The following is a 26,008-nucleotide window of genomic DNA, read 5'->3' on the forward strand; positions in this document are numbered from 1 at the left end:
TATGGAATTACAGCAGTTTTATTACGATAATAAGGTCGTAAAGAAGTTTATTATCGCCACTATGTTTTGGGGTTTAATAGGTATGAGTATAGGTCTATTATTAGCCCTTATGTTCTTATTTCCAAACATTACCGATGGAATTCCATGGTTGAGTTTTGGTCGTTTAAGACCCTTACATACCAATGCAGTGATATTTGCCTTTGTAGGAAATGCCATTTTTGCAGGGGTTTATTATTCCAGTCAGCGATTGTTAAAAGCAAGGATGTGGAGCGATGCTCTTAGTAATTTTAACTTCTGGGGGTGGCAGGCAATTATTGTTGCTGCTGCTATTACACTCCCAATGGGTTTTACCTCATCTAAAGAATATGCAGAGCTAGAATGGCCTATAGATATTGCTATAACATTGGTATGGGTTGCTTTTGGAGCAAACCTTATAGGAACCATGATCAAAAGGCGACAACGACACTTGTATGTAGCAATTTGGTTTTACCTCGCAACTTTTGTTACCGTTGCCGTGCTTCATATAATTAATAATATTGAAATCCCTGTAAGTGCTTTCAAAAGTTATTCTGTGTATTCAGGAGTTCAAGATGCGCTTGTACAATGGTGGTACGGGCATAACGCGGTGGCATTTTTTCTTACTACTCCGTTTCTTGGGTTAATGTATTATTTTGTGCCAAAAGCGGCAAATCGTCCCGTTTATTCTTATAGGCTTTCCATTATCCATTTTTGGTCGCTCATCTTCATCTATATATGGGCTGGTCCTCATCACTTATTATATACTTCTTTACCAGATTGGGCACAAAACCTTGGAGTTGCCTTTTCAATAATGCTACTTTTTCCATCTTGGGGAGGGATGATCAATGGATTGCTAACCTTGCGTGGAGCTTGGGATAAAGTTAGAGTAGATCCGGTTTTAAAATTTATGGTGGTTGCAATTACTGGTTATGGGATGGCCACTTTTGAAGGCCCTTTGCTTTCACTCAAAAATGTAAACGCCATTGCGCACTATAGCGATTGGATTATTGCACACGTTCACGTTGGCGCCTTAGCCTGGAATGGATTTTTGACTTTTGGTATGCTATACTGGATGGTACCAAGATTATTCAAAACTAAATTATGGTCTGTAAAATTAGCCAATGTCCATTTTTGGATAGGAACGCTGGGTATAATTATGTATGCATTACCAATGTATGTCGCTGGCTTCCTTCAAGCTTCTATGTGGAAACAATTTAATCCTGATGGAACCTTAACTTACGGAAACTTTTTGGAAACAGTTACAGAAATTATACCGATGTACTGGATGCGTGCCATTGGAGGTAGTCTTTACATCGTGGGAGCGATCGTAATGTTGTATAACATCATCAAAACCGCAAAACAAGGTAGCGCAGTAGAAGATGAACTAGCTGAAGCCGCAGCTCTTACCCGTGTAACCATTAAGCGTGTTAAAGGTGAAGCTTACCATAGCTGGTTAGAAAGAAGACCTGTTAAATTGACCATTTTCGCCACTATTGCTATCCTTATTGGAGGGGCAGCTCAAATTATTCCTTCTTTATTGGTAGATGACTACGTGCCAATAATTTCCAGCGTAAAACCGTATACACCATTAGAACTGGAGGGCCGCGATATTTATATCCGCGAAGGTTGTGTGGGTTGTCATTCACAAATGGTGAGACCTTTTAGAAGTGAGGTAGAGCGCTACGGTGAATATTCCAAAGCTGGAGAATACCGTTATGACTTTCCTTTTCTATGGGGAAGTAAACGTACCGGCCCAGATTTGCATAGGATTGGTCAAAAATATTCCGATAACTGGCACTTAAATCACATGTACGATCCGCAAAGTACTTCAGCAGGTTCAATTATGCCATCATACCAATGGATTATTAAAGATGAGTTAGATAAGAGCGACACCCAAACTAAAATGAGAGCTATGCAAACGCTAGGCGTGCCTTACTCTGATGAAGAAGTTGCCAATGCCGAAAAATGGATGTTAGAGCAGGGGACTAAAATAGAAGAGAATCTATATTCCGATCCAGATTTTGCTTCTACTTATGAAGCCGATAAAAAGTACGCTTCAGAAAATGATCTGGAATTTACCGAAATGCGTAATAGAGAGATCGTTGCGCTCATCGCATACCTTCAACGCTTAGGTACCGATATTAAAGCGAAAGACTTACAGGAAATTTCTAATAATTAAAAAAATAAGGCAATGTTTAAATTTGTAAAAGGCCATATGGAAAGTATAGATGGTGTAGGGATCTATCCTCTTGTTTCCCTACTAATTTTCTTCATTTTTTTTGTAGTCCTATTCTGGTGGGTAATCACCGCGAAAAAAGATTATATAAATAAAGTAAGTAATCTTCCACTGGAAAAAGATGATGAACTAGATAATTCTAAACCACTTCAAAATAATTAATAATGAAACTAGTTTATTCCATATTAAGAGTAGTTGGCCTTGTTGCATTGGCCATTGTTTTGGCAGAAATAAGTCTCGAAAACAATGATAAATACGCGTTTGAAGTCTATCCATTTCTTTGGTTAATAATTGGGGTGGTCTTTCTTATTGCTATCGCTATAGAAATATCTGCAGGTGCACTACATAGTGTCTTATATAAAAGTTTAACACCAGAAGCTAGAGCACAATTCGATCTAACAGAAAATTCTAAAAAAGAAGCGAAACTGGAATGGTGGAGAAAAGCCTATAAAAACTTATTGGATAAAAAGCCTGTTGAAAATGAAGGCGAAATAATACTTGACCATGACTATGATGGAATCAGGGAATTGGACAATAATCTGCCCCCCTGGTGGCTCTATGGGTTTTATGCCACCATAATTTTTGCATTTGTATATATGTTTAAATATCATGTTTTTGATGGCACCACCCAACGTGAAGAATATTTAATAGAAGTTGCTGAAGCGCAGGAAGCAGTGGATGAGTACAAGAAAAATGCGAAAGGATTATTAACTGCAAATACGGTGGAACTCCTAACAGGAGAAACCGATATTAAAGCTGGGAATGCAATTTTCACAGCTAATTGTGTGGCTTGTCATAAAGTTGATGCCGGTGGAGGTATTGGTCCCAACCTTGTGGATTCATATTGGATACTTGGCGGTGGAGTCAAAAATGTGTTCAATACGATTACTGAAGGCGGACGCCCCGGTAAAGGAATGGTAGCCTGGAAGACCAATTTGAAGCCAGATGAAATCGCTCAAGTAACCAGTTATGTCCTAAGCCTGCATGGTACTACACCCTTAGATCCTAAAGAACCGGAAGGGGAATTGTATGTGGACCCAGATGCGCATGTAGAGCAAGTAGAAGTGGAGATGAAAGATTCTACTTCTGTAGAAATTAAGATGGGGTATGATGGGGAATAAAAAAACCTTTCCTGGACTTTAAAAATGAGCCCATTGGGAAATGTTTTGCCTTTTGGATCTCCCCGGAGCGGAAAATAATAAGATTAGAAATCAAGAACCTCGAGCCAAGCCCGCCCGAAGGGTACGGGCAGGCCCAAGAGGTATATCCTGAGTGTTCGGGAGGAAAATAATTTTAAGATCGAAGCCTCCCGATAGCTTTCGGGACGGAGAATTAAACCCATAATGAGGGATTTAAAATAAGGATAATATTTTGGAAAAGCAGGAGAACGAAAGATTTAGGGATAGTATTGGCACGTTGACCGAAGAAGGAAAGCGATCCTGGGTGTACCCCAAGAAACCTTCGGGAGTCCTATACGAATATCGTAAATATGTAAGCTATATTTTACTGGCTTTTTTGGTGTCCGCACCTTTTATTAAAATTAATGGCAACCAGTTTCTAATGTTCAATGTGCTAGAACGCCGGTTTAATATTTTTGGTTTTCCATTCTGGCCTCAAGATTTCTACCTGTTCGTGATCATTATGTTGATTGGCGTAATTTTTATCGCCTTATTTACCGTGGCCTTCGGAAGAATATTTTGTGGATGGATCTGTCCGCAGACCATTTTTATGGAAATGGTTTTTAGAAGGATAGAATACTGGATAGAAGGTGATCGTGGGAAACAGATCCGGTTGGAGAAACAAGAATGGAATGCAGATAAGATCAGGAAAAAAGGAATAAAATGGAGTATTTTCTTTGTGATTTCTTTTTTGATCGCCAATGTATTTCTAGCTTATTTAATAGGGAGTGACCGACTGATGCTTTATGTAATGGATGGTCCGGAAGCACATCTTAGCACTCTACTGTCCTTGGTGATCTTTACCGGTGTTTTTTATTTTGTTTTTGCTTGGTTTAGGGAGCAGGTATGTATAATTGCTTGTCCTTATGGTAGATTACAAGGAGTCTTATTAGATAACAAATCTATCGTTGTGGCTTATGACCATAAACGTGGAGAAAAAGAAAAAGGTCGGGCAAAATTCAAGAAGAATGAAGATAGGGAAGCTAGTGGGAAAGGTGATTGTATAGATTGCTTTCAGTGCGTAAATGTTTGTCCTACCGGAATAGATATAAGAAACGGTACTCAGTTGGAATGTGTGAATTGTACGGCATGTATTGATTCCTGTAATGACATCATGGAAGCAGTAGACTTGCCAAAAGGATTAATACGTTTTACAAGTGAAGAAAATATTGAAAAAAAGACCAAATTCAAATTTACTGCCAGGCTAAAAGGCTACACCGCAGTCCTATTTATACTCGTTTCCCTCTTAACGGGAATGTTGTTTTTAAGAAGTGATATAGAAGCCAATATTTTTAGGTTACCAGGGCAATTATATGAACACAAAGAAGGAACTATAATTAGCAATGTGTACACTTATAAATTGCTTAACAAAACTTCCAAAGCTTTTGATAAAATACATTTTGAGCTGGTTTCTCATAAAGGAACTATCGAACCGGTTAAAACCGATCTTATTGTTCCTGCACGCGGGATGGCAGAAGGCACCTTATTTATCGAGATAGACCAAAGTGCCCTTAAGAACGAAAAAGATAAAATAAAGATAGAAGTGTATAGTGGCGATATTTTAATTGAAACCACTAAAACTAATTTTCTGGGGCCAAGAAGTTATAGATAGATGTGAGGTGTGAGAGGTGAGGTGTGAGGAGTGAGGAGTTTGTGGTTTGTGGTTTGTGGTTTGTGGTTTGTGGTTTGTGGTTTGAAATAAACTTTAAAAAGGGCTTGAAACAATTAATAAAAATAAAGATTATGAAAATGAACTGGGGAACAGGAATGGTATTGGTTTTGGCTGCATTTATAAGCTTCATTATGTATTTTGTGGTGACCATGCTAACAAACAAAGATTACACTCAAGATCTGGTTGTTGAGGACTATTATAAGGCCGAGTTGCATTATCAAGAGGAAATAGATGCCGAAGAAAATGCACTGGCGTTAAAGGATAATGTTTCCGTTTTAAACACAAATGGTACTTGGAGTGTGGTATTACCAAAAGCTATTGATTTAACTGAAATTGAAGGTGCAATTCATTTATATCGTACTTCTAACAAAGTACTTGATTTTGAGATTCCGCTAACTGGTTTAAAAACAAATGAGGTAATAATTCCTAATGAAAAAATGATAGATGGCCGCTGGAATATTATGGTCAACTGGACTTATAAGAACGTAGAGTATTTATTCAAAAAAGAGATCAATTATTAGAATATGCTATTATCTGCCTTCATATTTGGTCTATTAGGAAGTTTACATTGCGTGGGAATGTGCGGTCCTATTGCTTTTTTATTACCTGTAGATAGGGATAATAATTTACGAAAACTCTTTCAGATCTTTCTATATCACTTCGGAAGGCTTTTCGCATATAGCATTATTGGTTTAGCATTTGGACTTGTTGGAAAAAGTCTTTCGCTTTTTGGGATGCAGCAGCAACTTTCTATTTTTATAGGAGTACTAATGTTGCTTGTTATATTTCTTCCAACCAAAATATTTAATAAATATAATTTCTCAAAACCTCTTTTTGGGTTGATTGGCAAAGTTAAAAATAGCCTGGGAAAAGAGCTTAAAAAGAAAAATCCGGATACGTTCTTTACTGTAGGCTTCTTAAACGGGTTTTTACCTTGTGGTTTGGTTTATATGGCTGTATTTGGTGCAATAGCCGGAGGCAGCGCATTGCAGGGAAGCCTTTATATGTTGCTATTTGGTTTGGGTACTATTCCATTAATGACCACTGCCATCTGGGTTGGAAATTTTTTATCTGGAAAAGTCCGACAGCACGTAAGAAGATCGATACCTGTGTTTTTAAGTATTATAGCCATTCTATTTATCTTAAGAGGACTTGGTCTTGGAATTCCTTATGTATCACCAAAACAGATGACTGAAAATGTTGGTGCTAATTACGAATGTCAACCAATTACAAATAATTAATCTTTAATAATTGAAATTATGATTCTACAAACTATTATTCCCCTCGTTAATTGGGGCATGGGAACTGCACTAATTATTGTTTTTGGAGTTGTTTGTGTTGCATTGGTTATACTCGTAGTGAATATGATTAATAGTGATAAGAAGAAAAAGAAGGATTAAGGAATTATTAATTCTCTTGTTTAGCGATATTCAGAGGTAATACTTTCCGAAGAAATAGTACTTGATAAGGTTTCTATGACTCCAAGTGCAGCTCTTTCTCCAGAAATCATAGCGGCATTTAGAGAACCATTTAATTGGGTGTCCCCTGCTAAAAATATACTCGTCGTTAAACGCGTCTCAGATGCTAACATTTCATATCGTATATCCTTTAATTTCGGTAAGGCCATTGGTATATCATATTGCTTTATAAACTTACAAGAATGAATATTACAATGTTCTTTTAATTCTGTTTTCACCCGTTCAATAAGTATTTCATCAGATAGGTTTTGATTATCTACTACAGTTACCGAAAGCAATTCTTTATTTGCTGTTGTATAGGTGCCTATACTTGTGTGGTAAAAAATATTATTTATTAGTGTTCCAGCTTCAGGAATAAGACCGATTATTGGTTTGATCATAACTCTCCCTTCAGTTTCAAAATATAAGGTATGGCAGGACTTCCATTTGGTTGATTGATTTTTTAAATTGGAAATCAAGCTACTTGCCTCCGTAGCAATTATAGTAAAATGACTTTCTAATTTTGTGTTATCGTCAAGAGTTATTTCCCCATCTTTTATTGATGTTACTTTCGTATTAAATTTGAAAGTAGTATTATTTAGGTTTTGTAAAAGTTGCTTAGGAATCGCTTCAATTCCAGCTTTCGGTAAACTTGCATATCCTTCTCCAAACATTTTATAAACAAACTCGAACATTCTACTAGATGTTTCAAGTTTTGTCTCTAGAAATATCCCACTGAAAAAAGGTTTGAAGAATTTAGAGATCATTTCTTCAGAAAAACCGAAATCTAATAAATATTGAAGCGTTGTTTTTTCCGATTTCACGAAAATTTCTGACAGAGATGTTTTCTTAAGAAGTTGATTTAGCTTGAGTACTTTTAATTTATCTGAAATAGTTCCTATGCCTGAAGTCAATGTTGGAATGAGTAAGGATAGGTCTCTTAAAGGGTCTCCAATTGTTTTAGTATTTCCATTATTAAAAATAGTTGCTCCAGGAAGAAATTTCTGTAATTCTAAGGCTTCAAAATTCAAATATTTCTTTGCAGCCGGATATGCCGTGAGCAATACTTGAAATCCGTGATCCAATTGATAACCATCTATAATATCGGTTTTTACTCTTCCACCAACGCGATCTGTTGCTTCAATAATAACCGGACTAAAACCATTATCTTCTAAAACTCTGGCAGCAATAAGTCCGCTTACTCCAGCGCCAATGATGTGTATTTTAAAATCTAGTTTATTCATAAGTGTATTATTTACTAAAAAACAGAAAAGTCTTCCTATTGGCTAATTTAATAGTTTAAATTTTGTTTAACTATTTACTTGCAAAAGTAAACAAATATATAGGTATGTTTGCGTCAAAGTAAAATTTTAGATAGTTAATACTTATTATAAATATGAACAAAACAGCCATTATACGTTGCGAACACTTCAATGCAGCTCACAGATTACATAATACTAACTGGAGCGATGAAAGAAATCAAGCCGTTTTTGGGAAATGTAATAATCCCAATTATCATGGACACAATTATGACTTAGAGGTGAAAATCATTGGACTCTGTGATCCTCAGACTGGTTATGTAATTGATACAAAAATTCTTTCCCGCCTTATCAAAGATAAAATACTAGATAGGTTCGATCACAAAAACCTAAACTTAGATACAAAGGAATTTGAAAGCTTAAATCCTACTGCAGAAAATATCGCAATGGTTATATATAACCTACTTAAACCAGAATTAGATGAAAGTCTAGAGTTGAAAATAAAGTTATATGAAACACCAAGAAACTATGTTGAATATCCTTATTTGTAAATAGCATAATTTATAACAGTCTATTCATGGCCGATAGGCTCATAGATAAACCCTATATAATTATGATAATTTTGTTTATTGTTTTTAATTATTTATTAAACAATGTTGTAAATTTGATTAATCGGTGAAGAAATATATCAAGTGGATAATTAAACTTCGAAAATATTTTAGCCGAACATAATATATTCTTATATAATAAAATAGATGGAATTCAAAACAGCAGATTTCGCACCTACCAATGGTAACAGAATTAGTAATTTTTCCTTTGATGAGATAGGAGATGACCATTTTTATACTGGCTTAGAAACTCCCATGAGATCGGATGCATTTGAAATGTCTGATCTAGAAAAAAAAGAAAAAATCTCCGATTTGTTTGCACAGATAATGGATGTTATGGGACTGGATCTTACAGATGATTCGCTAAGAGGGACGCCAAATAGGGTTGCTAAAATGTATATTGAAGAAATCTTCTCTGGACTTAATCCTGCTAATAAGCCTAAGATCGCACTTTTTGAAAATAAATATCAGTATAATCAAATGTTGGTTGAAAAGAATATTACATTTTATTCTAATTGCGAACATCACTTCGTTCCAATAATTGGTCAAGCTCACATAGCTTACGTGTCTTCTGGTAAAGTTATTGGGCTTTCTAAGCTCAATAGAATTGTACAGTATTATGCAAAACGCCCACAAGTACAAGAGCGATTAACAAATCAAATAGCAATGGAGCTAAAGGCTATATTAAATACAGAGGATATTGCCGTTATCATTGACGCAAAGCATTTATGTGTTTCGTCTCGTGGAGTTAAAGATGATACCTCTGCTACCGTTACCACTTATTATGGTGGCGTATTTGAAAAACCACACAAAATTGCTGAATTACAAAACTATTTAAACCAATAAATTGGTTAGATAGTTAAAAATCATAAGATGAAGAAAAAATTTAGACATTCCATCTTTTGATCTTAGACCAACGGCTATCGCAAATAATCGGTAAAATTCTAAAGGAGAATCGGTTTATCCCTAGAAATTGAATATTTCGGCACTTTTGGGATATACAATTATTAAAAATTATCGGATAATAAGGAAGCTTTAAAACAAAGGAAGCTTTAATAATATTGAAAATGCGGAGTATTAAGAAACTCTTATTCTTTAATAGATGCTTACATATTGAACTTATTAGGTATTTAATTTAGTATTCAATAAGAATCATGGGATTCCAGTTTCTTAAGTTCGTTTAATTAGTGCTTATATCCTTAAGCGAATATGTTTTCTTTTGAATATAAAAAGCAAACCTGATTACAGTCATATTTTACCAGCTTATCTTCTTTTATCTTTAGTATAGAAAAAAAGTTTCACTTAAATTCTATAAAGATGTCAAGTAAAAACGTATCAAATAAAGAGGTTCATTCAAATGCGGCTTCTTCCAACACTAATAGTACCATGAAGGGGCTTGTTTATGATGGGCCAGGGAAAATAGGATTCAAAAATGTTCCAAAACCAGAAATTAAAAATGCGACAGATGCCATTGTGAAAATGGTTAAAACCACCATTTGTGGGACAGATTTAGGCATATTGCATGGCAAAACGCCTTCTGTAAAACCAGGAACTACCTTAGGTCATGAAGGTGTTGGAGTGATTGAAGAAGTTGGTAGTGGTGTGAGTAATTTTAAGAAAGGTGATCGTGTAATTATTTCATGCATTACCGCATGTGGAAGTTGTGAGTATTGTAAAAAGCAAATGTATAGCCATTGCAAAGATGGAGGTTGGATCTTGGGGCATATTATTAATGGAACCCAAGCAGAGTATGTTCGTATTCCGCATGCAAATAATAGTCTTTATATTGCTCCTGAAGGGGTAGATGATGAAGCCTTGGTAATGTTGAGTGATATTTTGCCTACAGGCCTTGAGATTGGCGTGATCAATGGTTGTGTAAAACCAGGTAATACTATTGCGATTGTTGGTGCCGGCCCAATTGGTATGTCTGCCCTTCTTACCGCACAATTTTATTCTCCTGCCAAAATTTACATGATAGATATAGATGAAAATCGGTTGAAACTAGCAAAAAAATGGGGAGCTACAGACACCATTAATTCTGGAACTGAGGATGCCATTAAAAAAATACTTTCTGAAACAGCTGATGGTGTAGATGTAGCTATTGAAGCCGTAGGAGCTCCTGTAACATTTGATATCTGTCAACAGATCGTACGTCCTGGTGGGAATATTGCCAATATAGGAGTACATGGAAAAAGTGTAGATCTTAAAATTCAAGATCTGTGGATTAAAAATATTACTATCACCATGGGATTAGTGAACACCAACACAACACCTATGCTTCTTAAAACAGTGACCTCTAAAAAAATCCAGCCAGAAAAATTAATCACACATCACTTTAAATTGGACGAGATTATGAGAGCTTATGAAGTTTTTGGTAATGCATCTGAAGAAAAAGCGTTAAAAATAATTCTGACTAACTAAGGATATTTAAAGGGTTTAATTAAGAAATAAAGGTAAGTCCAACTAAAATTAATAAGAATCAAGAACCTCGGGGCAATCCCACGAGATGTGTCCCGATGGTTCGGGAGGAAAATACTTTTAAAAATTCGAGGCAAGTCCGCCTGAATGTTTCGGGCAGGCCTCGGGGAACCTGCCCAGCCGGTCAGGCGGGTTAAACCCTCAATGAGGGATTCAATAACCTAATAAATATATAAATAATGGATGCACACTATTATAATGTAGATGTAAACTGGGAAAACACTCGTAAAGGCGTTATGTGTTCTTCTGAATTAAGTACAAAAAATGGAGTTTGTATAGAGGTAGCCACACCACCAGAATTCTCGAAAGGGATCGAAGGCATTTGAAATGTCTGATCTAGAAAAAAAAGAAAAAATCTCCGATTTGTTTGCACAGATAATGGATGTTATGGGACTGGATCTTACAGATGATTCGCTAAGAGGGACGCCAAATAGGGTTGCTAAAATGTATATTGAAGGAATCTTCTCTGGACTTAATCCTGCTAATAAGCATAAGATCGCACTTTTTGAAAATAAATATCAGTATAATCAAATGTTGGTTGAAAAGAATATTACATTTTATTCTAATTGCGAACATCACTTCGTTCCAATAATTGGTCAAGCTCACATAGCTTTCGTGTCTTCTGGTAAAGTTATTGGGCTTTCTAAGCTCAATAGAATTGTACAGTATTATGTAAAACGCCCACAAGTACAAGAGCGATTAACAAATCAAATAGCAATGGAGCTAAAGGCTATATTAAATACAGAGGATATCGCGGTTATCATAGACGCAAAGCATTTATGTGTTGCGTCTCGCGGAGTTAAAGATGATACCTCTGCTACCGTTACCACTTATTATGGTGGCGTATTTAAAAAAACCACACAAAATTGCTGAATTATAAAACTATTTAAACCAATAAATTAGTTAGATAGTTAAAAATCATAAGATGAAGAAAATGTATAAGACATGCCATCTTTTGATTTAGGACCATTAATTGGCTTAGGAATATAAGTGCTAACAATGGCTATCGCTAAAAAGCGGTAAAATTCTAAAGAAAATAATTTAATAAAACTCTTTGAAAGCTTTCTATATCCCTTTGGAAGGCTTTTCGCATATAGCATAATTAATTTAGCATTTGGACTGTTTGGAAAAGTCTTTCGCTTTTTAGGATGCAGCAGTAACTTTCTATTTTCATAGGAGTTCTCATGTTACTGGTTATATTTTTTACTGTATGTCCGCTTTTGTTCCAGTAAATAGTTTTTTATTAATTAATTACAGGTTGTTACCGTCATGCTGAACTTGTTTCAGCATCTCAAATATGTGGTATAAGACCCTGAAACAAGTTCAGGGTGACGCGACCATTTCAGATAGGATAATTTGGTCACTGGACTCTAAACGGATATACAAATATTTTTTCAACTAAAATCTTTATTGAACACAATTTCTCGAAACTTTTTTATAATAACTAGTAAAATTAAGAAGGCGTAAAAATTCTTGATAGCCCTAATATTTGATATTCTATTGCTTGTTATCAAGACGCTTTTTATAAAATTGTTTCTTCGAATATTTACCTATTGAATTTTCTCTATATGTTATAATTGATAATCCAGCTTCAAAGTATGGGTTAATTCCAATTTATATAATCCTATTTAAAGAGAATTAATCATTTAAGGATAAGTGATTAATATTTTCTCACAAAAACAACCTACTCTTTTAAATTATTTTCTAAGCATTCTTTGCTATAAAGGACTTTTTTGTCCTAAATATGATCAACATCATATTTTACCGTTGGCTTTACTGATATTTTTGATAAATAATCAATCTTTCAAACTATGAGAAGTCTAACTAAAATTATTTTTTTCTTCGGAATAACGCTCCTGTTAAGTTGTGGCGGTAAAGAAGAAAAAAAGGAAAACGAAGAAGTTAAATTGGGAAACTATGAAAAAAAAGAAGTAGTAAACCAAGATAAAAAGCAGCCAGAAGTAGCGCTAATTGACATGTCTAATAAGGGAATTGGTCCGGTGAAAAATCTGGAACTTCCTAATACCATAGACCAAGGAATGGTAACTAAAGGAAAAATGAATTTTGATGCCAAATGTCTTGCTTGTCATAAAACTCATAAAAAGTTTATAGGACCAGCTCCTGTAGGTATATTGGATAGAAGATCTCCAGAATGGGTAATGAATATGATATTAAATCCAAGTGAAATGGTTCAAAAAGATCCAATCGCTAGGCAATTGCTTATAGATCATAATGGTTCACCTATGGCAGATCAAGGCTTAACAGAAGAAGAAGCACGTCAAATCCTAGAATACTTCAGAACCCTGAAATAAGAATCAACCATAAAAAACACTATCATGAAAATTACTTTTCAATTATATAGCTTGTTTGCTTTAATTCTGCTCTTTACAGGTTGCAAGGATAATCAGGAAGCTAAAGAAAGTGACATAAATACCACTTCAGAAATCTCCAATACAGATCCTGATGAAAGACAAGGTCAGGCATTTATAAAGGATGATGAGTCCACGCCTAATGTACTGGATATAGCCATTGGCAGTAAAGATCATACCACACTTGTTGCTGCAGTAAAAGCAGCAGAATTGGAAAATGTACTTGTAAATGCAGGACCACTTATGGTTTTTGCACCTACCAATGCAGCTTTCAATGAGCTTCCAGATGGTACTGTAGAAGACCTCTTGAAACCCGAAAATAAAGAGAAACTAGCACTTATACTTAAACATCATGTAACACCTGGCAACTATGATAAAGAATTTCTGAAGAAGTTCAAAAAATTGGGACAGGCCAGTGATCAAAGTATTAAAGTGGAAGTAAAAGGTGACGATGTATATGTGGGCGGCGCAAAAATTATTGCCAGTATCCCTGCCGGGAACGGAATCGTTCATGTGGTAGATAAAGTAATCTTACCTATAAAATAAAGAACCTCGGGCTAAGCCCAAGAGGTATGAACAAAAAAATACTTTTAAAAATTCGAGGCAAGCCCGCCTGAATGAAATTCTTTTCGGGCAGGCCTCGGGAAATAAACCCTCAATGAGGGATTAAAATTCAACCAAATTTTTATATAATGAGAAAATCAATAAATATATCAATATTAGTTCTCCTAATAACCGGATTATTTAGTTGCAATACTAATGATTCTAAAGATGGGGATAAAGGGGCTTTAGCTTCTAATGCAGCTGAAAAAGTATATGTTGCACCAGGTGAACATGATGAGTTCTACGCTTTTGTTTCTGGTGGGTACAGTGGTAACTTAACTGTATATGGATTGCCTTCAGGTAGAATGTTCAAAGAAATTCCTGTTTTTTCGCAATTCCCAACCAGTGGATATGGTTATTCTGAAGAAACCAAACCTATGCTAAACACTTCTCATGGTTTTATTCCATGGGATGATGCTCACCATCCAGATATTTCACAAACCAGTGGGAAGTTAGATGGACGCTGGGTTTTTATCAATGGAAACAATACTCCTAGGATTGCTAAAATAGATCTAAAGACTTTTGAAACTACAGAAATTATTGAAGTTCCGAATTCTGCGGGTAACCATAGTTCTTCTTTTGTAACTGAAAACACAGAATATGTAGTTGCAGGTACAAGATTTTCGGTTCCAGTACCGCAACAGGATATTGCAATCAATGAATACAAAGGAAAGTTCAAAGGAGCCCTTTCTTTTATTAGCGTAGATCCAGAAGATGGCATAATGAGCATCAAGTTTCAACTTATGATGCCTGGATTTAATTATGACCTTTCTCACCCAGGACGTGGAAAATCTCATGGCTGGTTCTTTTTTACCACTTATAATACTGAAGAAGCGAATTCTTTGTTAGAGGTAAATGCTTCACAAAATGACAAAGATTTTATTGCAGCGGTAAACTGGAAAAAAATTGAAGAATATGTGAACAATGGTGGTGGTAAAATGATGCCAGCGAACTATGCTCATAATGTTTATGATGATGATACGCATACCGCTACTTCTACCATGATGAAAGAGGTATTGGTAGTAGATCCTTTGGAAGTTCCAGGAGCTGTATTCTTGCTTCCTACTCCTAAATCCCCACACGGGGTTGATATAGATCCATCTGGTGAATATATTATTGGAAATGGAAAACTTTCTGCCGATTTAACCATACACTCGTTCACAAAAATGATTAGTGCCATCGAAAACAAAAAATTTGACGGTGATGCCTATGGAATTCCGATCTTGAAATTCGAAGAAATATTGAGAGGAACAGTAAAACAAGCTGGATTAGGCCCACTTCATACCGAATTTGATGGTAAAGGAAATGGTTATACCACATTCTTTATCTCTTCAGAACTGGTAAAATGGGATTTGGAAACCCTTGAGGTGATAGACCGTAAACCCAACTATTATTCTGTAGGACACGTGATGATCCCTGGAGGAAATTCTGCACATCCCTTTGGTAAGTATGCAGTTTCAATGAACAAAATTACAAAAGACCGTTATTTACCAACAGGGCCAGAATTAGAGCACTCGGCACAATTATTTGATATTACAGGAGAAAAAATGGAGCTTTTATTGGATTTCCCAACTCATGGGGAACCTCACTATGCTGCTGGAATTCCGGCAAGTATTATCAAAGAAAATTCTCAAAAAATCTATAAACTTGCCGAGAACGAGCATGAATACGCCGCGATTGCCAACGGAGATGCCAGAGTGGAACGGGATGGAAACGAAGTTCATGTTTATATGACCATGATTCGTAGCCACTTTACCCCAGATAATATTGAAGGAATTAAAGTTGGGGATAAAGTGTATTTCCACATCACAAATCACGAGCAGGATTTTGATGTACCTCACGGTTTTGCTATGATTGGTGCTAATAGTTCAGGCTTGCTTATTATGCCCGGACAAACCAAAACAACGGTATGGGAACCTAAGGAAGTGGGAGTATGGCCTTTCTATTGTACAGATTTCTGTTCAGCACTGCACCAAGAAATGCAAGGTTATGTTAGAGTTTCTCCAAAAAGTTCCAAGCTTGAACTTAGCTGGTCACTTGGGGAAGATTAATAAATACAATGTTAATTAGTTGAAAATCCAAATGAAGAACTTTAATCCCTCCATTTGGTTCCAAAGACAGGGGTTCAGTTTATTCCCCTGTCTTTTTAAATTGAGAACCTCGGCGGAAGCCCATGAGGTATGTTCCATACTGTTCGGGAGGAAAACACTTTGAAAATTCTAGACATCGCGATAGTTATCGGGACTGGAAATTAAATCCTTAAAAAGGGATTAAAACTTATTAAATACAATCTTCTTACCACTTAGTTTCAAAATTATAAAACATGAAAAAAGCAGGTATCATAATGATCATCGGTTCCTTACTGTTACTGGGACTCTTTAAATTCCCTCTATGGAATATCATGCTTGGTGCGCCCCAATATCCTGAACCTATGGGTATGGATATTTATATAACCGGAATTCAAGGTGTACAGGAGTTCGATATTCAAAATATAGACGGACTCAACCATTATATAGGAATGAAAACCATTCCAAAACCAGAAGAAATGTGGGAATTTAATGTTTTTCCAATCGTTATTGGAGGCATGGCTGCTTTGGGGGTAATTATAGGGATTTTAGGTTTCTTAGGAAAAGTGAATGCCTGGTGGTTCTTGGGCTGGTTAGTATTCATGTCTGTTTTAGGGGTATTGGGCATGTATGACTTTAATGCCTGGCTTACGGACTATGGAACCAATCTCGATCCCAACGCAATTATGAAAATGACTAATCCCGATGGTTCGCCCATGTCCTACAAACCACCTCTTTTTGGACACCAGAAAATGCTAAATTTTGATGTGGATTCTTATCCGGCAGTGGGAGCCTATCTTATGTTTGCGGGAATGTCACTTACATTAATTGCTTTTTTTATAGGAAAAAAGGAATGGAAACCCAAATATGTCAAATAATGAAGACCTCAATTTATTTAGTGCTTATCTCACTGATTTTAGTTTCATGCGAAGTAAATCCTCAACCCATAAATTATGGGAATGAAGCCTGTGAATTCTGTAGTATGACTATAGTGGATAAACAACACGCCAGCCAACTGGTTAATTCCAATGGGAAAGCCTATAATTTTGATGCGATAGAATGCATGATTAATTATTCTGAAGAAAATAAAGAAACTGCTTATAAACTTTACCTGATCAACGATTTTGATAATCCAGGAGCACTAATAGATGCTAAGACTGCTACTTATTTAGTAAGCCCTGAGATATCCAGCCCTATGGGAGCCAATCTCTCTGGATTTGATTCAGAAAAAGCTGCACAGCAAGTAAAAGAAAAGTTTAAAGGAGAATTATATAATTGGGAATCTGTGAATATAAAACTTAAGTAAAACTCAGCATTAAAGAAAATAGAAGTACATCCATATTATTTAGGCTCAATCTAAAAAAAGTATAACTAGAATATAGATCTACTGTCTTTATGCCTAATAAAAAATTGAGGCTTCTTTTTCAAAACCAATCTAAGAATTTCAAATTAGCCATCTCAGAATGAAACACCTTTCTTATTTTTCAATCATTTTGCTGCTCTTATTAAGCACTTCAAGTTATGGAAATGATTTGGAAGTTTGTAAATCTTGTACGTATAAATCCATAAAAGAGGCAGTAGAAAAAGCAGCTCCTTTCGATACGATATATGTTAAAGAAGGAACTTATTATGAATTTAATATTGAGATCACCAAACCACTCACAATAATTGGAGAAAACAATCCAATAATAGATGGTAAAAATAAAGGTGAGATCATTACTATTCAGGCAGATAATGTAACAATAGACGGACTGACAATTGTGAATGTGGGAACCAGTTATACCACAGATTTTGCTGCAGTACGAGTGGTAAAAAGTGAGAATTTCTTACTTCAAAATTTGAAACTTCAGAAATTGTTCTTTGGTATCTACTTGGAGAAATCCAATAATGGGAAAGTTTTAAACAATACGATTACTGGAGATGCAGTTCACGAATATAGTTCTGGGAACGGCATTCAGCTTTGGTATTGCAGGAATGTAGAAGTTCGTGGAAATACTATAAAAAAAGTTAGAGATGGAATTTATCTAGAATTTTCAGACGAAATATTAATAAGTGATAATAATAGTTCCGGAAACCTTCGATATGGGTTACACTTTATGTTTTCTAACCATGACACCTATATAAATAACGTTTTTGCAAATAATGGTGCGGGCGTGGCGGTAATGTTTTCCAAATTTATAATAATGAAAAACAACACTTTCAAAAAAAATTGGGGTTCGGCTTCTTTCGGATTGTTGCTGAAAGAAATAAACGATTCAGAAATTTCACATAATACTTTTGAAGAAAATACGGTGGGGATTAATGTGGAAGGCTCCAACCGAGTGACCTATACTCACAATGATTTCAAAAATAACGGATGGGCGATTAAAGTACGTGGTGCATGTTATTTTAATGTTTTTGAAAAGAATAATTTTCTATATAATTCATTCGATATTTCCTACAATAGCCGAATTAATGACAATAAATTCCATGGGAATTATTGGAGTAATTATACGGGATATGACCTGGATAAAGATGGGATTGGTGATATCCCCTACCGTCCTGTGAAACTGTTTTCTTATATCGTGAACCGCACTCCAGAAACTATTATTCTTTTAAGAAGCCTGTTTATAGATATCATAGATTTTTCTGAAAAAGTTTCTCCCGTGTTTACGCCAGATAATTTATTGGATGAGAATCCATTATTAAAACCAATTCGTCATGATTGAGATTGAACATTTACATAAAAAATTTGGCAGCAACCAAGTTTTAAAAGGCATCGATCTGGAAATCGAGAAAGGCGGCATATTTGCCGTTTTAGGTCCAAATGGTTCTGGGAAGACAACCCTTATTAAAAGTATCTTGGGGATGGTTATTCCAGATTCAGGAATTATTAAGCTGGATGGCAAAAAAGTTAAAGGGCAGTGGAAATACCGTAATGAAATTAATTACTTACCTCAAATTGCCAACTTTCCTGGTAATTTGAAAGTAAAGGAATTAATTAATATGATTAAAGATTTGCGCTCAGGAACAAATGCCGAAGATCAACATTTGATAGAACTTTTTCGGCTTCAGCCATTTTTAGACAAAAAATTGAGTAATCTTTCTGGAGGTACTAAACAAAAGGTAAATCTCGTACTTACTTTTATGTTCGATAGTCCTTTAATCATCTTGGATGAACCTACTACAGGATTAGATCCTATCTCGCATTTACGCTTAAAAGATCTTATTTTAACTGAAAAAGCCAAGGGAAAAACCATTCTAATTACCTCCCATATCATGAGTTTTGTGGAAGAAATGGCCGATGAAATTGTCTTTCTTTTAGAGGGAAAAATCTATTTCAAGGGCAGCATAAATGAATTAAAGACCAAAACTCAGCAACCAGATTTTGAACATGCCATTGCTAACATTTTAACTACAAGTGATGCTTAAAATATTAAAATATAGTTTTTTCGATTTAATGCGTAGCCGTTGGAGCTATGTGTATTTTTTATTCTATTTACTTTTGGGTGTCGTACTATTATTTTTAAACAACGATCTTTCCAAAGCTGTAATTACGCTCATGAATGTAATTATCATTCTTGTACCTCTAATTGGGACAATTTTTGGAGTGATGTATTATTATAATTCCAGGGAATTTACAGAATTACTGTTAGCACAGCCTGTAAAACGTAGTTCTATCTTCTTAGGACAATATCTTGGTGTGTCATTTTCTTTAGCTATGAGCTTAGTAATTGGGCTTGGAATACCTTTCATTTTCTATGGAATCTTCAATAGTAGCGCAATCTGGGACTTTTCTCTGTTGTTAATAACAGGAGCTTTTCTCACATTTATTTTTACAGCCTTAGCATTTGTAATAGCCTTAGCTAACGAGAATAAGATCAAAGGTTTTGGATATGCTATTTTACTATGGTTATTTATGGCTGTAATATATGATGGTCTTTTTCTAATGTCTTTGATGTATTTTGAAAACTATCCGCTGGACAAATTTTCTCTGATTGCAACCATGCTGAATCCTGTAGATCTATCTCGAGTTCTCATCTTACTAAAACTGGACATCTCGGCTTTACTTGGATATACGGGAGCAGTTTTCCAGAAGTTTTTCGGAACTAATTTTGGATTAATAATTTCTTTAGCAATGTTGATATTGTGGGTATTAATCCCAACTGGAATTATCTACAGAATGGCAAAAACAAAGGATTTCTAAAACTTAAAAATTTTTCTGAAGAAATCTCTAAAACACTAAAACCTCATAACATTTTATGAGGTTTTAGTGTTCTTCAAATTTGATTGTAATTAGCTAGGCCAAAAATCTAAAGGTTTATTTGAAATTTATTAAAAGCTGACCAGCGTCATATATCTAATTGTAAAAGTTAGTCACCTTTATCAATTAAACCTTAATTATAATGCAAATATTAACACCTCATAAATTCCATATTCCCGTTATGGGTCTCGCATATTCCATAGATTCTCCTATTAAAGTGGCTCGTTTTGGTATAAATTCAACAATTTCTATTATTGAAGATAATTTACTGGAAGCAATGAGAAAACATTACTCTAAAAAATATGGAGAAGATTATGTGTTCATCAGTTCTAAAGAAAAAGATTATCGCATAAAGCGAATCACAAATTATCTTAGCCTTGTGCAAAGGCTTGTGAATATTGAATTTGAAAAGATCAAAGCTTCCACTTTCACATTTGGTTCAGATCTTATGAAGTATTTTGAAATGCTTCCGGATAGTGGAGAACTAAAAAATATCTTTGAAAAATTTTTACTCACGGAAAATGTTTCAGAAAAAGAAAATTTAGCAGTCCTCTTAAAAGAAAAAATGAAACCTGGCGCGATAGAAGTTAATATCATGACCAAAGTGGACAAAGACAATCTTGATAAAAATAACCTACCAATCCCTAATGCTTCAGACGCGCTAACCGCTTTAAAAGCCTATGCTTGCAGTGATTTAAAGGATTCTGCAATTGTATTTTCTGCCGGACTTAATCCCAGATTATATAATTATATGGAAGATTTCCGAGAATTCGACGCAGATGTTTCTGGATATTTTCATAAAAAAGTGGTTATTAAAGTAAGCGATTATCGATCTGCACTTATACAAGGTAAATATTTAGCCAAAAAAGGAATTTGGGTAAGCGAATTTCGAATTGAATCTGGTTTAAATTGTGGCGGTCATGTTTTCGCCACCCCGGGATTACTTATGGGTCCTATTTTAAATGAATTTAAAGAAAAAAAAGAAGAACTTCTTGAAAGCTTGTTCAGCTTATATAATCCAGCGATAATAGCAAAAGGACAGCAAGGATTTCCCAAGCCCCACCCTATCAAAATTACCGTACAAGGTGGTATTGGCACCTCCCAAGAAGATAATATGCTCCACAATTATTATAAGGTGGATAGTACAGGCTGGGGAACTCCTTTTTTACTTTGTCCCGAAGCCACTACGGTAGATAAAGAAACGCTTCAGCTATTGCTGAATTCTAAAGAAAAAGATGTGATAAGAAGTCAGTCTTCCCCTCTTGGAGTAGGCTTTAATTATTTAAAAGGAACCAGTGCAGAAACCGAAAGACTTAATCGTATTGAAAAAGGAGCACCTGGTAGTCCTTGTACCGAGAAATTTTTGGTTTCCAATACTGAATTCACAAAAAAGCCAATCTGTACCGCTTCTCGTAAATATCAAAAATTAAAGATCAAGCAGCTCGAAGAAAGTGATTTATCTGAAATAGAGTACCAGCAGCAAAAAGAAGATGTACTTAGTAAAGAATGTCTTTGTGTAGGACTTAGCAATGCCGCAGCATTGAATTATGAAGTACCATTCCTAAAAAAACAACAAGCTGTAACTATTTGTCCCGGTCCCAATATTGTCAATTTTTCAAAGCTATCCACTTTACGTGAAATGAGCGACCATATTTATGGCCGTTCCAACCTTATGCATCAAAAAGGCAGGCCACATATGTTTGTGAGGGAAATAGAATTATATATAGATTTTCTTGAACAACAAATTACACGTACGCAAAATCCGGAGAAACGAATGCTTAAAAACTGGGGGACTTTTTGCAACAATCTTATTGATGGAATTGATTATTATCGGGAATTGTTGAAAAAACAAATATTGGAAAACAATCAAGAAGAATTTGAAAGCTCTCTGAAAAAAGCCGAACTAACTATTCTGAAGTTGAAAGACAGTCTTCTCAAAACGGGTTAATAATAATCTAGAATCTCGGAGAATTAGCCCCTCAATGAGGGGTTTAATCGATTTAAATTTTATAAAAATGGGACAATTAATAAAAAATTCTATAGCAAGAGCAATCAATTATACAGAATATAATTTGCTTTTCAAGCAATTGGTAGCTGAAGGAAGAACAACCGGAGAAGCTAGCCCAGAGAGAATAAATTTTACTAAACTCAATTTTAGCAGAAATAAACGCCTGGACAAAACCATCCAGTTATCAGAAGAACAAAAGAAATTCTTTAAAGATATAAATGAAAAGCAAACCTGGCTGGTAATTACAGAATCGTGGTGTGGAGATGCAGCCCAGAGTATTCCATTCTTTAATAAAATCGTGGAAATTTCAGAAAATATAGAGCTGAAAATTGTTTTGCGCGATGAGAACCCGGAACTTATGGATGCGTACTTAACAAATGGGTCCCGTTCTATTCCTAAATTAATAGTTCTTGACAAGGACTTTCAGGTAATCAAAACTTGGGGTCCACGCTCCAAAGCAGCTGCCAAAATGATGGATGATTATATTCTGGAAAATGGGGAACAAGACGACCAACTTAAAACAGAACTTCAAGTTTGGTACAATAAAAATAAAGGAGAGGCCATTCTTCAAGAAATTCAGGAATTAATGGTTTCTGAAAAGAGATTGGAAATCATATAGAAAGAGGAACAAATTTTCAATTTAATTTATAGGATAAAGATGTCCTGAATGGTGATTTTATTTTAGTTTTATAGCAAATGTTTTCAAAAGCTTGTGAATACGGCATTCGAGCCACTTTATATATCGCCCAACAATCCAAAAATGAGATGCGGCCAAACCTTGGTGAGATCTCAAAGGCCGTAAATTCCCCGGAAGCTTTTACTGCCAAAATTATGCAGAAACTTGCCAAACATGGAGTGATTGAATCCAAAAAAGGGCCTTCAGGTGGATTTTTTATAGCTCTTAGCAGTAAAACGAAACTAATAGATATCGTGCTGGCAATAGATGGGGATTCTATTTATAACGGATGCGGACTGGGATTGGCGGAATGTTCAGAATCTCACCCCTGCCCTCTCCATGACGAGTTTGTAGCAATTCGCGGTGATTTAAAAAAAATGTTGAACAATACTGAAATCATTACCCTTACCGGGAAATTAGATTCTGGGTTCTCATTTTTGAAACTTTAAATAAAAACTAACCTATGGATAATAAAAAACCCTTAAAACGCCACGAAGCATTAAAACCACTTAGCCGTCAACATCATTTTGGGCTGCTCTTTTCGTGGAAAATTCGAAAAGGATTTACAGAAGATATTTCTATTGATCGATTAAAAGGGTACGCAAACTGGTTTTTTATACATGAAATTGAACCTCATTTTAAACTTGAAGAAGATCATATTTTTCCAATTCTAGACGCGAGCCATCCATTAATAATTCGTGCTTTAAAAGAACACAGGCGTATTGAACAGCTTTTCAATGATCATGATGATCTTAAAAATTCACTTAGCCTTTTAGAAGCAAAACTGGAGGCACATATCCGGTTTGAAGAACGGGTTTTGTTTACTGAAATTCAACAAATGGCCACAAAAGAGGAATTGGAAAAAATTGAGAAAATACATTTTGATTCAGGTTCTAAAGAAGATTATCCAGACCCTTTCTGGGAAAAAAGTTAAGACTATAAAAAACCTCACCAGTTTCGGACAATTTTGTCTCTTTTATGATATCCATCATATTGTACGTTCCATAGTTTGCAGAAATTTGAAATAAATTAATTCATTTTTAAATCTGAAATATGGAAGCTTTATTAGAAAAACCAATCGGACAAATTGTAGCAGAAGACTACCGAACAGCACAAATCTTTAAAAATCACAAAATCGATTTTTGCTGTCAGGGAAACAGAAGTATTCAACAAGCAGCAGAAAAAAATAAAATAGAAGCTCAAGTGCTTATAAATGAAATTAATGCCATTCAGCTTGAAGTAAAAGAAAGTGCTATAGATTATAAATCCTGGCCCTTAGATCTGCTTGCAGATTATATAGAAAAAACACATCACCGCTACGTAGAAGAAAAGATACCAGTTTTAAAACCATATCTTGAAAAATTGTGTAAAGTTCACGGCGAACGTCACCCAGAATTGTTTGAGATCACAGAACATTTTAACACATGTGCCGGCGAACTTTCTACACATATGAAAAAGGAAGAAACTATTCTTTTTCCTGCAATCCGAAAAATGGTACAAGCCAAGCAAACCGGAAGTAGACTCGAAAAACCTCATTTTGGGACTGTTCAAAACCCAATTCAAATGATGATGATGGAACACGAAACCGAAGGGGAACGCTTTAGGTTGATCGATGATTTGAGCAATAATTATACTCCGCCAGAAGATGCTTGTAACACTTATCGTGTAACTTTCGCCCTACTTCAGGAATTTGAAAATGATCTTCATCAACACATACATTTAGAAAATAACATCCTATTTCCGAAAGCTGCAGAATTGGAAAAAGAACTGAATGATAGGTGAAAAATTAAAAATCGAGACTAAACACGTTTACGATAAGGTTAAAGATAATAAAGTATACCAGCTTCTTGTAGATGAAATCTGGCCAAAAGTTATTTAAATAGAAGATGCAAAATTATACGAATAAAATAAAGATATGAACCAATAGGCGAACTATGAAAATGGTTTTCAAATTCTAAAAAGTATTCATTATTCTGTAGCCCCTATTCTCTTAAGCACTTGAATTATTACAACAGCGCTTATCCCTGCAAAAAACACAATTAGATATTGTTCTATAGTTAATGGTAAAAGGGATAATGCATTTCGAATTACAGGAATCATATAGGCAATAACAATAAGGAGTAAAGATAGTACAATCGCTGCCCAAACCCATTTATTATGCACTACTTCATTATTTAAAAAAGAACGAATACGAGAAGGAATATTAAAAACATGGAGTAATTGTACCCATACCAAAGTGTAAAAAGAAATATTATTAACTACGTTACTTGGTAGTTTTAAGATAAAGTGAGTATATAAAGTCACACTTGTAACAACGAACGTAATGCATAGACCATAAACAACTATAGAACGCCAAAGCAATGGAGTTATAATTTGCTCTTGAGGATCCCGTGGTGGTTGCTCCATAATCACTTTTTCACCTTTTCCCATTCCAAGGGCTAATGCCGGAAATGTATCTGTGACCAGATTGAGATAAAGAATTTGTAAGGGTAAAAGAGGTAGTGGAATATTTATAAGCGAAGCAATTACTACTGAAAGTATTTCAGCCAGATTACAGGATAATAGGTAAATAACGAACTGCCTTATATTCCTGAAAATAGTTCTTCCTTGCCTTATCGTTAATTCTGTTGATGCAAATTTATCATCCAGTAAGATTACATCTGCAACATCCTTAGCAGCGTCTGTGCCACGTATTCCCATTGCGATACCTATATCTGCTTTTCTAAGTGCTGGAGTGTCGTTAATTCCATCCCCCATCATTCCTACCACATGATTGTTCTTTTGAAAGAATTCTACTAATTTTAGTTTCTGCTCTGGGATTATCCTTGCAAAAACATTTGCGTGCAATAGTTTGTTTTTTAAATTTGAATCAATATTATTCAAGTCTTTTATCGTACTTCCATGAATAAGCTTCTGTTCATTATTCTCACCTGGTTCTAGTAAATTAATCTCTTCTGCAATCTTTTTTGCAGTAGCCAAATGATCTCCTGTTATCATAACTACTTTTATCGGATCATGACTAATTGTTGTGTTTATGCAAAAATTGTGGTTAATCTGTAGAGGAAGAATTCTACATTTTTTACTCCTCTGAACTGTGCTCTAAAGGCTTTTATTTTTGCGTTGAATGATTCTGCTGA

At 35.1% G+C, this 26,008-nt stretch carries 26 protein-coding genes and 1 pseudogene; 25 read left to right on the forward strand and 2 right to left on the reverse strand.

All coding sequences use genetic code 11. The features are described 5' to 3' along the window. Position 1 precedes the first annotated feature (1 nt). The 7 genes from ccoN to ES724_RS16475 all read left to right on the forward strand — a co-directional run bounded on the left by ccoN (position 2) and on the right by ES724_RS16475 (position 6,504). Complete coding sequence (gene ccoN / locus ES724_RS07015) at positions 2-2,197, forward strand: cytochrome-c oxidase, cbb3-type subunit I (protein ID WP_146931424.1); 2,196 nt, start codon at positions 2-4, stop codon at positions 2,195-2,197. Positions 2,198-2,209: 12 nt separating this feature from the next. Beyond that, positions 2,210-2,416 (forward strand): cytochrome c oxidase subunit IV, encoded by a 207-nt coding sequence (locus ES724_RS07020; RefSeq protein ID WP_026839210.1) that lies wholly within the window; start codon positions 2,210-2,212, stop codon positions 2,414-2,416. A 2-nt stretch (positions 2,417-2,418) separates the two neighbouring features. Next, on the forward strand, positions 2,419-3,375 hold the full coding sequence (locus tag ES724_RS07025; RefSeq protein ID WP_146931426.1) for a cbb3-type cytochrome c oxidase N-terminal domain-containing protein: 957 nt from the start codon (positions 2,419-2,421) through the stop codon (positions 3,373-3,375). A gap of 250 nt (positions 3,376-3,625) precedes the next feature. Continuing rightward, positions 3,626-5,044 carry a cytochrome c oxidase accessory protein CcoG gene (ccoG, locus tag ES724_RS07030; RefSeq protein ID WP_146931428.1) on the forward strand — a complete coding sequence of 473 codons (1,419 nt, stop codon included), beginning with the start codon at positions 3,626-3,628 and terminating at the stop codon, positions 5,042-5,044. Between the two features lie 131 nt (positions 5,045-5,175). Further along, on the forward strand, positions 5,176-5,625 hold the full coding sequence (locus ES724_RS07035; RefSeq protein ID WP_146931431.1) for a FixH family protein: 450 nt from the start codon (positions 5,176-5,178) through the stop codon (positions 5,623-5,625). 3 nt (positions 5,626-5,628) lie between these two features. Continuing rightward, a complete protein-coding gene (locus ES724_RS07040) occupies positions 5,629-6,345 on the forward strand; it encodes a sulfite exporter TauE/SafE family protein (protein ID WP_026839214.1) in 717 nt (238 codons plus the stop codon). An 18-nt stretch (positions 6,346-6,363) separates the two neighbouring features. Next, on the forward strand, positions 6,364-6,504 hold the full coding sequence (locus ES724_RS16475) for a hypothetical protein (RefSeq protein WP_170249859.1): 141 nt from the start codon (positions 6,364-6,366) through the stop codon (positions 6,502-6,504). A 20-nt stretch (positions 6,505-6,524) separates the two neighbouring features. On the opposite strand, the gene ES724_RS07045 is transcribed toward ES724_RS16475, so the two are convergent. Beyond that, positions 6,525-7,805, reverse strand: coding sequence for an NAD(P)/FAD-dependent oxidoreductase (locus ES724_RS07045; RefSeq protein ID WP_146931433.1), 1,281 nt, complete (start codon positions 7,803-7,805; stop codon positions 6,525-6,527). A 152-nt stretch (positions 7,806-7,957) separates the two neighbouring features. Between ES724_RS07045 and ES724_RS07050 the strand changes: the two genes are divergently transcribed. From ES724_RS07050 to ric, 18 genes and pseudogenes are all read left to right on the forward strand, one after another. After that, the gene (locus ES724_RS07050) at positions 7,958-8,371 is read left to right on the forward strand and encodes a 6-pyruvoyl trahydropterin synthase family protein (RefSeq protein WP_146931435.1); all 414 of its coding nucleotides are present in this window, start codon (positions 7,958-7,960) and stop codon (positions 8,369-8,371) included. Between the two features lie 204 nt (positions 8,372-8,575). After that, a complete protein-coding gene (gene folE, locus ES724_RS07055; protein ID WP_146931437.1) occupies positions 8,576-9,274 on the forward strand; it encodes a GTP cyclohydrolase I FolE in 699 nt (232 codons plus the stop codon). A gap of 471 nt (positions 9,275-9,745) precedes the next feature. After that, positions 9,746-10,849, forward strand: coding sequence for a zinc-dependent alcohol dehydrogenase family protein (locus tag ES724_RS07060; protein ID WP_246136836.1), 1,104 nt, complete (start codon positions 9,746-9,748; stop codon positions 10,847-10,849). A 236-nt stretch (positions 10,850-11,085) separates the two neighbouring features. Continuing rightward, positions 11,086-11,232: a hypothetical protein gene (locus tag ES724_RS16480; RefSeq protein ID WP_170249860.1), complete on the forward strand. Its 147-nt coding sequence runs from the start codon at positions 11,086-11,088 to the stop codon at positions 11,230-11,232. Further along, positions 11,225-11,786 (forward strand): annotated as a pseudogene (folE, locus tag ES724_RS07065) (GTP cyclohydrolase I FolE); the annotation flags it as partial. The gene ES724_RS16480 and the pseudogene folE (ES724_RS07065), both read left to right, overlap by 8 nt. Before the next feature lie 931 nt (positions 11,787-12,717). Continuing rightward, positions 12,718-13,218: a c-type cytochrome gene (locus tag ES724_RS07070; protein ID WP_146931439.1), complete on the forward strand. Its 501-nt coding sequence runs from the start codon at positions 12,718-12,720 to the stop codon at positions 13,216-13,218. Between the two features lie 24 nt (positions 13,219-13,242). Continuing rightward, the gene (locus ES724_RS07075) at positions 13,243-13,821 is read left to right on the forward strand and encodes a fasciclin domain-containing protein (protein ID WP_146931441.1); all 579 of its coding nucleotides are present in this window, start codon (positions 13,243-13,245) and stop codon (positions 13,819-13,821) included. Positions 13,822-13,967: 146 nt separating this feature from the next. Continuing rightward, positions 13,968-15,929: a Sec-dependent nitrous-oxide reductase gene (gene nosZ, locus ES724_RS07080; RefSeq protein ID WP_146931443.1), complete on the forward strand. Its 1,962-nt coding sequence runs from the start codon at positions 13,968-13,970 to the stop codon at positions 15,927-15,929. A 272-nt stretch (positions 15,930-16,201) separates the two neighbouring features. Then, positions 16,202-16,822 (forward strand): hypothetical protein, encoded by a 621-nt coding sequence (locus ES724_RS07085; RefSeq protein ID WP_146931445.1) that lies wholly within the window; start codon positions 16,202-16,204, stop codon positions 16,820-16,822. Further along, a complete protein-coding gene (locus ES724_RS07090; protein ID WP_146931447.1) occupies positions 16,822-17,250 on the forward strand; it encodes a nitrous oxide reductase accessory protein NosL in 429 nt (142 codons plus the stop codon). The genes ES724_RS07085 and ES724_RS07090 overlap by 1 nt, the downstream gene beginning before the upstream one ends. A 157-nt stretch (positions 17,251-17,407) precedes the next feature. Then, entirely contained in the window at positions 17,408-18,652 is a 1,245-nt protein-coding gene (locus ES724_RS07095; RefSeq protein ID WP_146931450.1) for a nitrous oxide reductase family maturation protein NosD, read from the forward strand. After that, a complete protein-coding gene (locus tag ES724_RS07100) occupies positions 18,645-19,355 on the forward strand; it encodes an ABC transporter ATP-binding protein (RefSeq protein WP_146931453.1) in 711 nt (236 codons plus the stop codon). The genes ES724_RS07095 and ES724_RS07100 overlap by 8 nt, the downstream gene beginning before the upstream one ends. Further along, positions 19,348-20,130: an ABC transporter permease gene (locus ES724_RS07105; RefSeq protein ID WP_146931456.1), complete on the forward strand. Its 783-nt coding sequence runs from the start codon at positions 19,348-19,350 to the stop codon at positions 20,128-20,130. The genes ES724_RS07100 and ES724_RS07105 overlap by 8 nt, the downstream gene beginning before the upstream one ends. A 199-nt stretch (positions 20,131-20,329) precedes the next feature. After that, the gene (locus ES724_RS07110; protein ID WP_146931459.1) at positions 20,330-22,135 is read left to right on the forward strand and encodes a hypothetical protein; all 1,806 of its coding nucleotides are present in this window, start codon (positions 20,330-20,332) and stop codon (positions 22,133-22,135) included. Between the two features lie 67 nt (positions 22,136-22,202). Continuing rightward, a complete protein-coding gene (locus ES724_RS07115; protein WP_146931461.1) occupies positions 22,203-22,814 on the forward strand; it encodes a thioredoxin family protein in 612 nt (203 codons plus the stop codon). A 77-nt stretch (positions 22,815-22,891) separates the two neighbouring features. Continuing rightward, a complete protein-coding gene (locus ES724_RS07120) occupies positions 22,892-23,320 on the forward strand; it encodes an RrF2 family transcriptional regulator (RefSeq protein WP_146931464.1) in 429 nt (142 codons plus the stop codon). Between the two features lie 14 nt (positions 23,321-23,334). After that, a complete protein-coding gene (locus tag ES724_RS07125; RefSeq protein WP_146931467.1) occupies positions 23,335-23,805 on the forward strand; it encodes a hemerythrin domain-containing protein in 471 nt (156 codons plus the stop codon). A gap of 119 nt (positions 23,806-23,924) precedes the next feature. Then, positions 23,925-24,653, forward strand: coding sequence for an iron-sulfur cluster repair di-iron protein (ric, locus tag ES724_RS07130; RefSeq protein ID WP_146931470.1), 729 nt, complete (start codon positions 23,925-23,927; stop codon positions 24,651-24,653). Positions 24,654-24,839: 186 nt separating this feature from the next. Here ric and ES724_RS16960 read toward each other — a convergent pair whose 3' ends face one another. Then, a complete protein-coding gene (locus ES724_RS16960) occupies positions 24,840-25,868 on the reverse strand; it encodes an HAD-IC family P-type ATPase (RefSeq protein ID WP_146931473.1) in 1,029 nt (342 codons plus the stop codon). Positions 25,869-26,008: the final 140 nt, after the last annotated feature.

This window comes from Gillisia hiemivivida (assembly GCF_007997295.1).
GTDB lineage: Bacteria > Bacteroidota > Bacteroidia > Flavobacteriales > Flavobacteriaceae > Gillisia > Gillisia hiemivivida.

What these genes read in the sequence shown, in the direction of transcription:
- ES724_RS07090 (WP_146931447.1), top strand. Translation starts at nt 16,822, where the DNA reads ATGAAGACCTCAATTTATTTAGTGCTTATCTCACTGATTTTAGTTTCA.
- ES724_RS07045 (WP_146931433.1), bottom strand. Translation starts at nt 7,805, where the DNA reads ATGAATAAACTAGATTTTAAAATACACATCATTGGCGCTGGAGTAAGC.
- ES724_RS07070 (WP_146931439.1), top strand. Translation starts at nt 12,718, where the DNA reads ATGAGAAGTCTAACTAAAATTATTTTTTTCTTCGGAATAACGCTCCTG.
- ccoN (WP_146931424.1), top strand. Translation starts at nt 2, where the DNA reads ATGGAATTACAGCAGTTTTATTACGATAATAAGGTCGTAAAGAAGTTT.
- ES724_RS07105 (WP_146931456.1), top strand. Translation starts at nt 19,348, where the DNA reads ATGCTTAAAATATTAAAATATAGTTTTTTCGATTTAATGCGTAGCCGT.
- ES724_RS07050 (WP_146931435.1), top strand. Translation starts at nt 7,958, where the DNA reads ATGAACAAAACAGCCATTATACGTTGCGAACACTTCAATGCAGCTCAC.
- ES724_RS07040 (WP_026839214.1), top strand. Translation starts at nt 5,629, where the DNA reads ATGCTATTATCTGCCTTCATATTTGGTCTATTAGGAAGTTTACATTGC.
- nosZ (WP_146931443.1), top strand. Translation starts at nt 13,968, where the DNA reads ATGAGAAAATCAATAAATATATCAATATTAGTTCTCCTAATAACCGGA.
- ES724_RS07025 (WP_146931426.1), top strand. Translation starts at nt 2,419, where the DNA reads ATGAAACTAGTTTATTCCATATTAAGAGTAGTTGGCCTTGTTGCATTG.
- ES724_RS07035 (WP_146931431.1), top strand. Translation starts at nt 5,176, where the DNA reads ATGAAAATGAACTGGGGAACAGGAATGGTATTGGTTTTGGCTGCATTT.
- ES724_RS07110 (WP_146931459.1), top strand. Translation starts at nt 20,330, where the DNA reads ATGCAAATATTAACACCTCATAAATTCCATATTCCCGTTATGGGTCTC.
- ric (WP_146931470.1), top strand. Translation starts at nt 23,925, where the DNA reads ATGGAAGCTTTATTAGAAAAACCAATCGGACAAATTGTAGCAGAAGAC.
- ES724_RS07020 (WP_026839210.1), top strand. Translation starts at nt 2,210, where the DNA reads ATGTTTAAATTTGTAAAAGGCCATATGGAAAGTATAGATGGTGTAGGG.
- ES724_RS16480 (WP_170249860.1), top strand. Translation starts at nt 11,086, where the DNA reads ATGGATGCACACTATTATAATGTAGATGTAAACTGGGAAAACACTCGT.
- ES724_RS07125 (WP_146931467.1), top strand. Translation starts at nt 23,335, where the DNA reads ATGGATAATAAAAAACCCTTAAAACGCCACGAAGCATTAAAACCACTT.
- ES724_RS07100 (WP_146931453.1), top strand. Translation starts at nt 18,645, where the DNA reads ATGATTGAGATTGAACATTTACATAAAAAATTTGGCAGCAACCAAGTT.
- ES724_RS07115 (WP_146931461.1), top strand. Translation starts at nt 22,203, where the DNA reads ATGGGACAATTAATAAAAAATTCTATAGCAAGAGCAATCAATTATACA.
- ES724_RS07060 (WP_246136836.1), top strand. Translation starts at nt 9,746, where the DNA reads ATGTCAAGTAAAAACGTATCAAATAAAGAGGTTCATTCAAATGCGGCT.
- ES724_RS07085 (WP_146931445.1), top strand. Translation starts at nt 16,202, where the DNA reads ATGAAAAAAGCAGGTATCATAATGATCATCGGTTCCTTACTGTTACTG.
- ES724_RS07120 (WP_146931464.1), top strand. Translation starts at nt 22,892, where the DNA reads ATGTTTTCAAAAGCTTGTGAATACGGCATTCGAGCCACTTTATATATC.
- folE (WP_146931437.1), top strand. Translation starts at nt 8,576, where the DNA reads ATGGAATTCAAAACAGCAGATTTCGCACCTACCAATGGTAACAGAATT.
- ES724_RS07095 (WP_146931450.1), top strand. Translation starts at nt 17,408, where the DNA reads ATGAAACACCTTTCTTATTTTTCAATCATTTTGCTGCTCTTATTAAGC.
- ES724_RS07075 (WP_146931441.1), top strand. Translation starts at nt 13,243, where the DNA reads ATGAAAATTACTTTTCAATTATATAGCTTGTTTGCTTTAATTCTGCTC.
- ES724_RS16960 (WP_146931473.1), bottom strand. Translation starts at nt 25,868, where the DNA reads ATGATAACAGGAGATCATTTGGCTACTGCAAAAAAGATTGCAGAAGAG.
- ES724_RS16475 (WP_170249859.1), top strand. Translation starts at nt 6,364, where the DNA reads ATGATTCTACAAACTATTATTCCCCTCGTTAATTGGGGCATGGGAACT.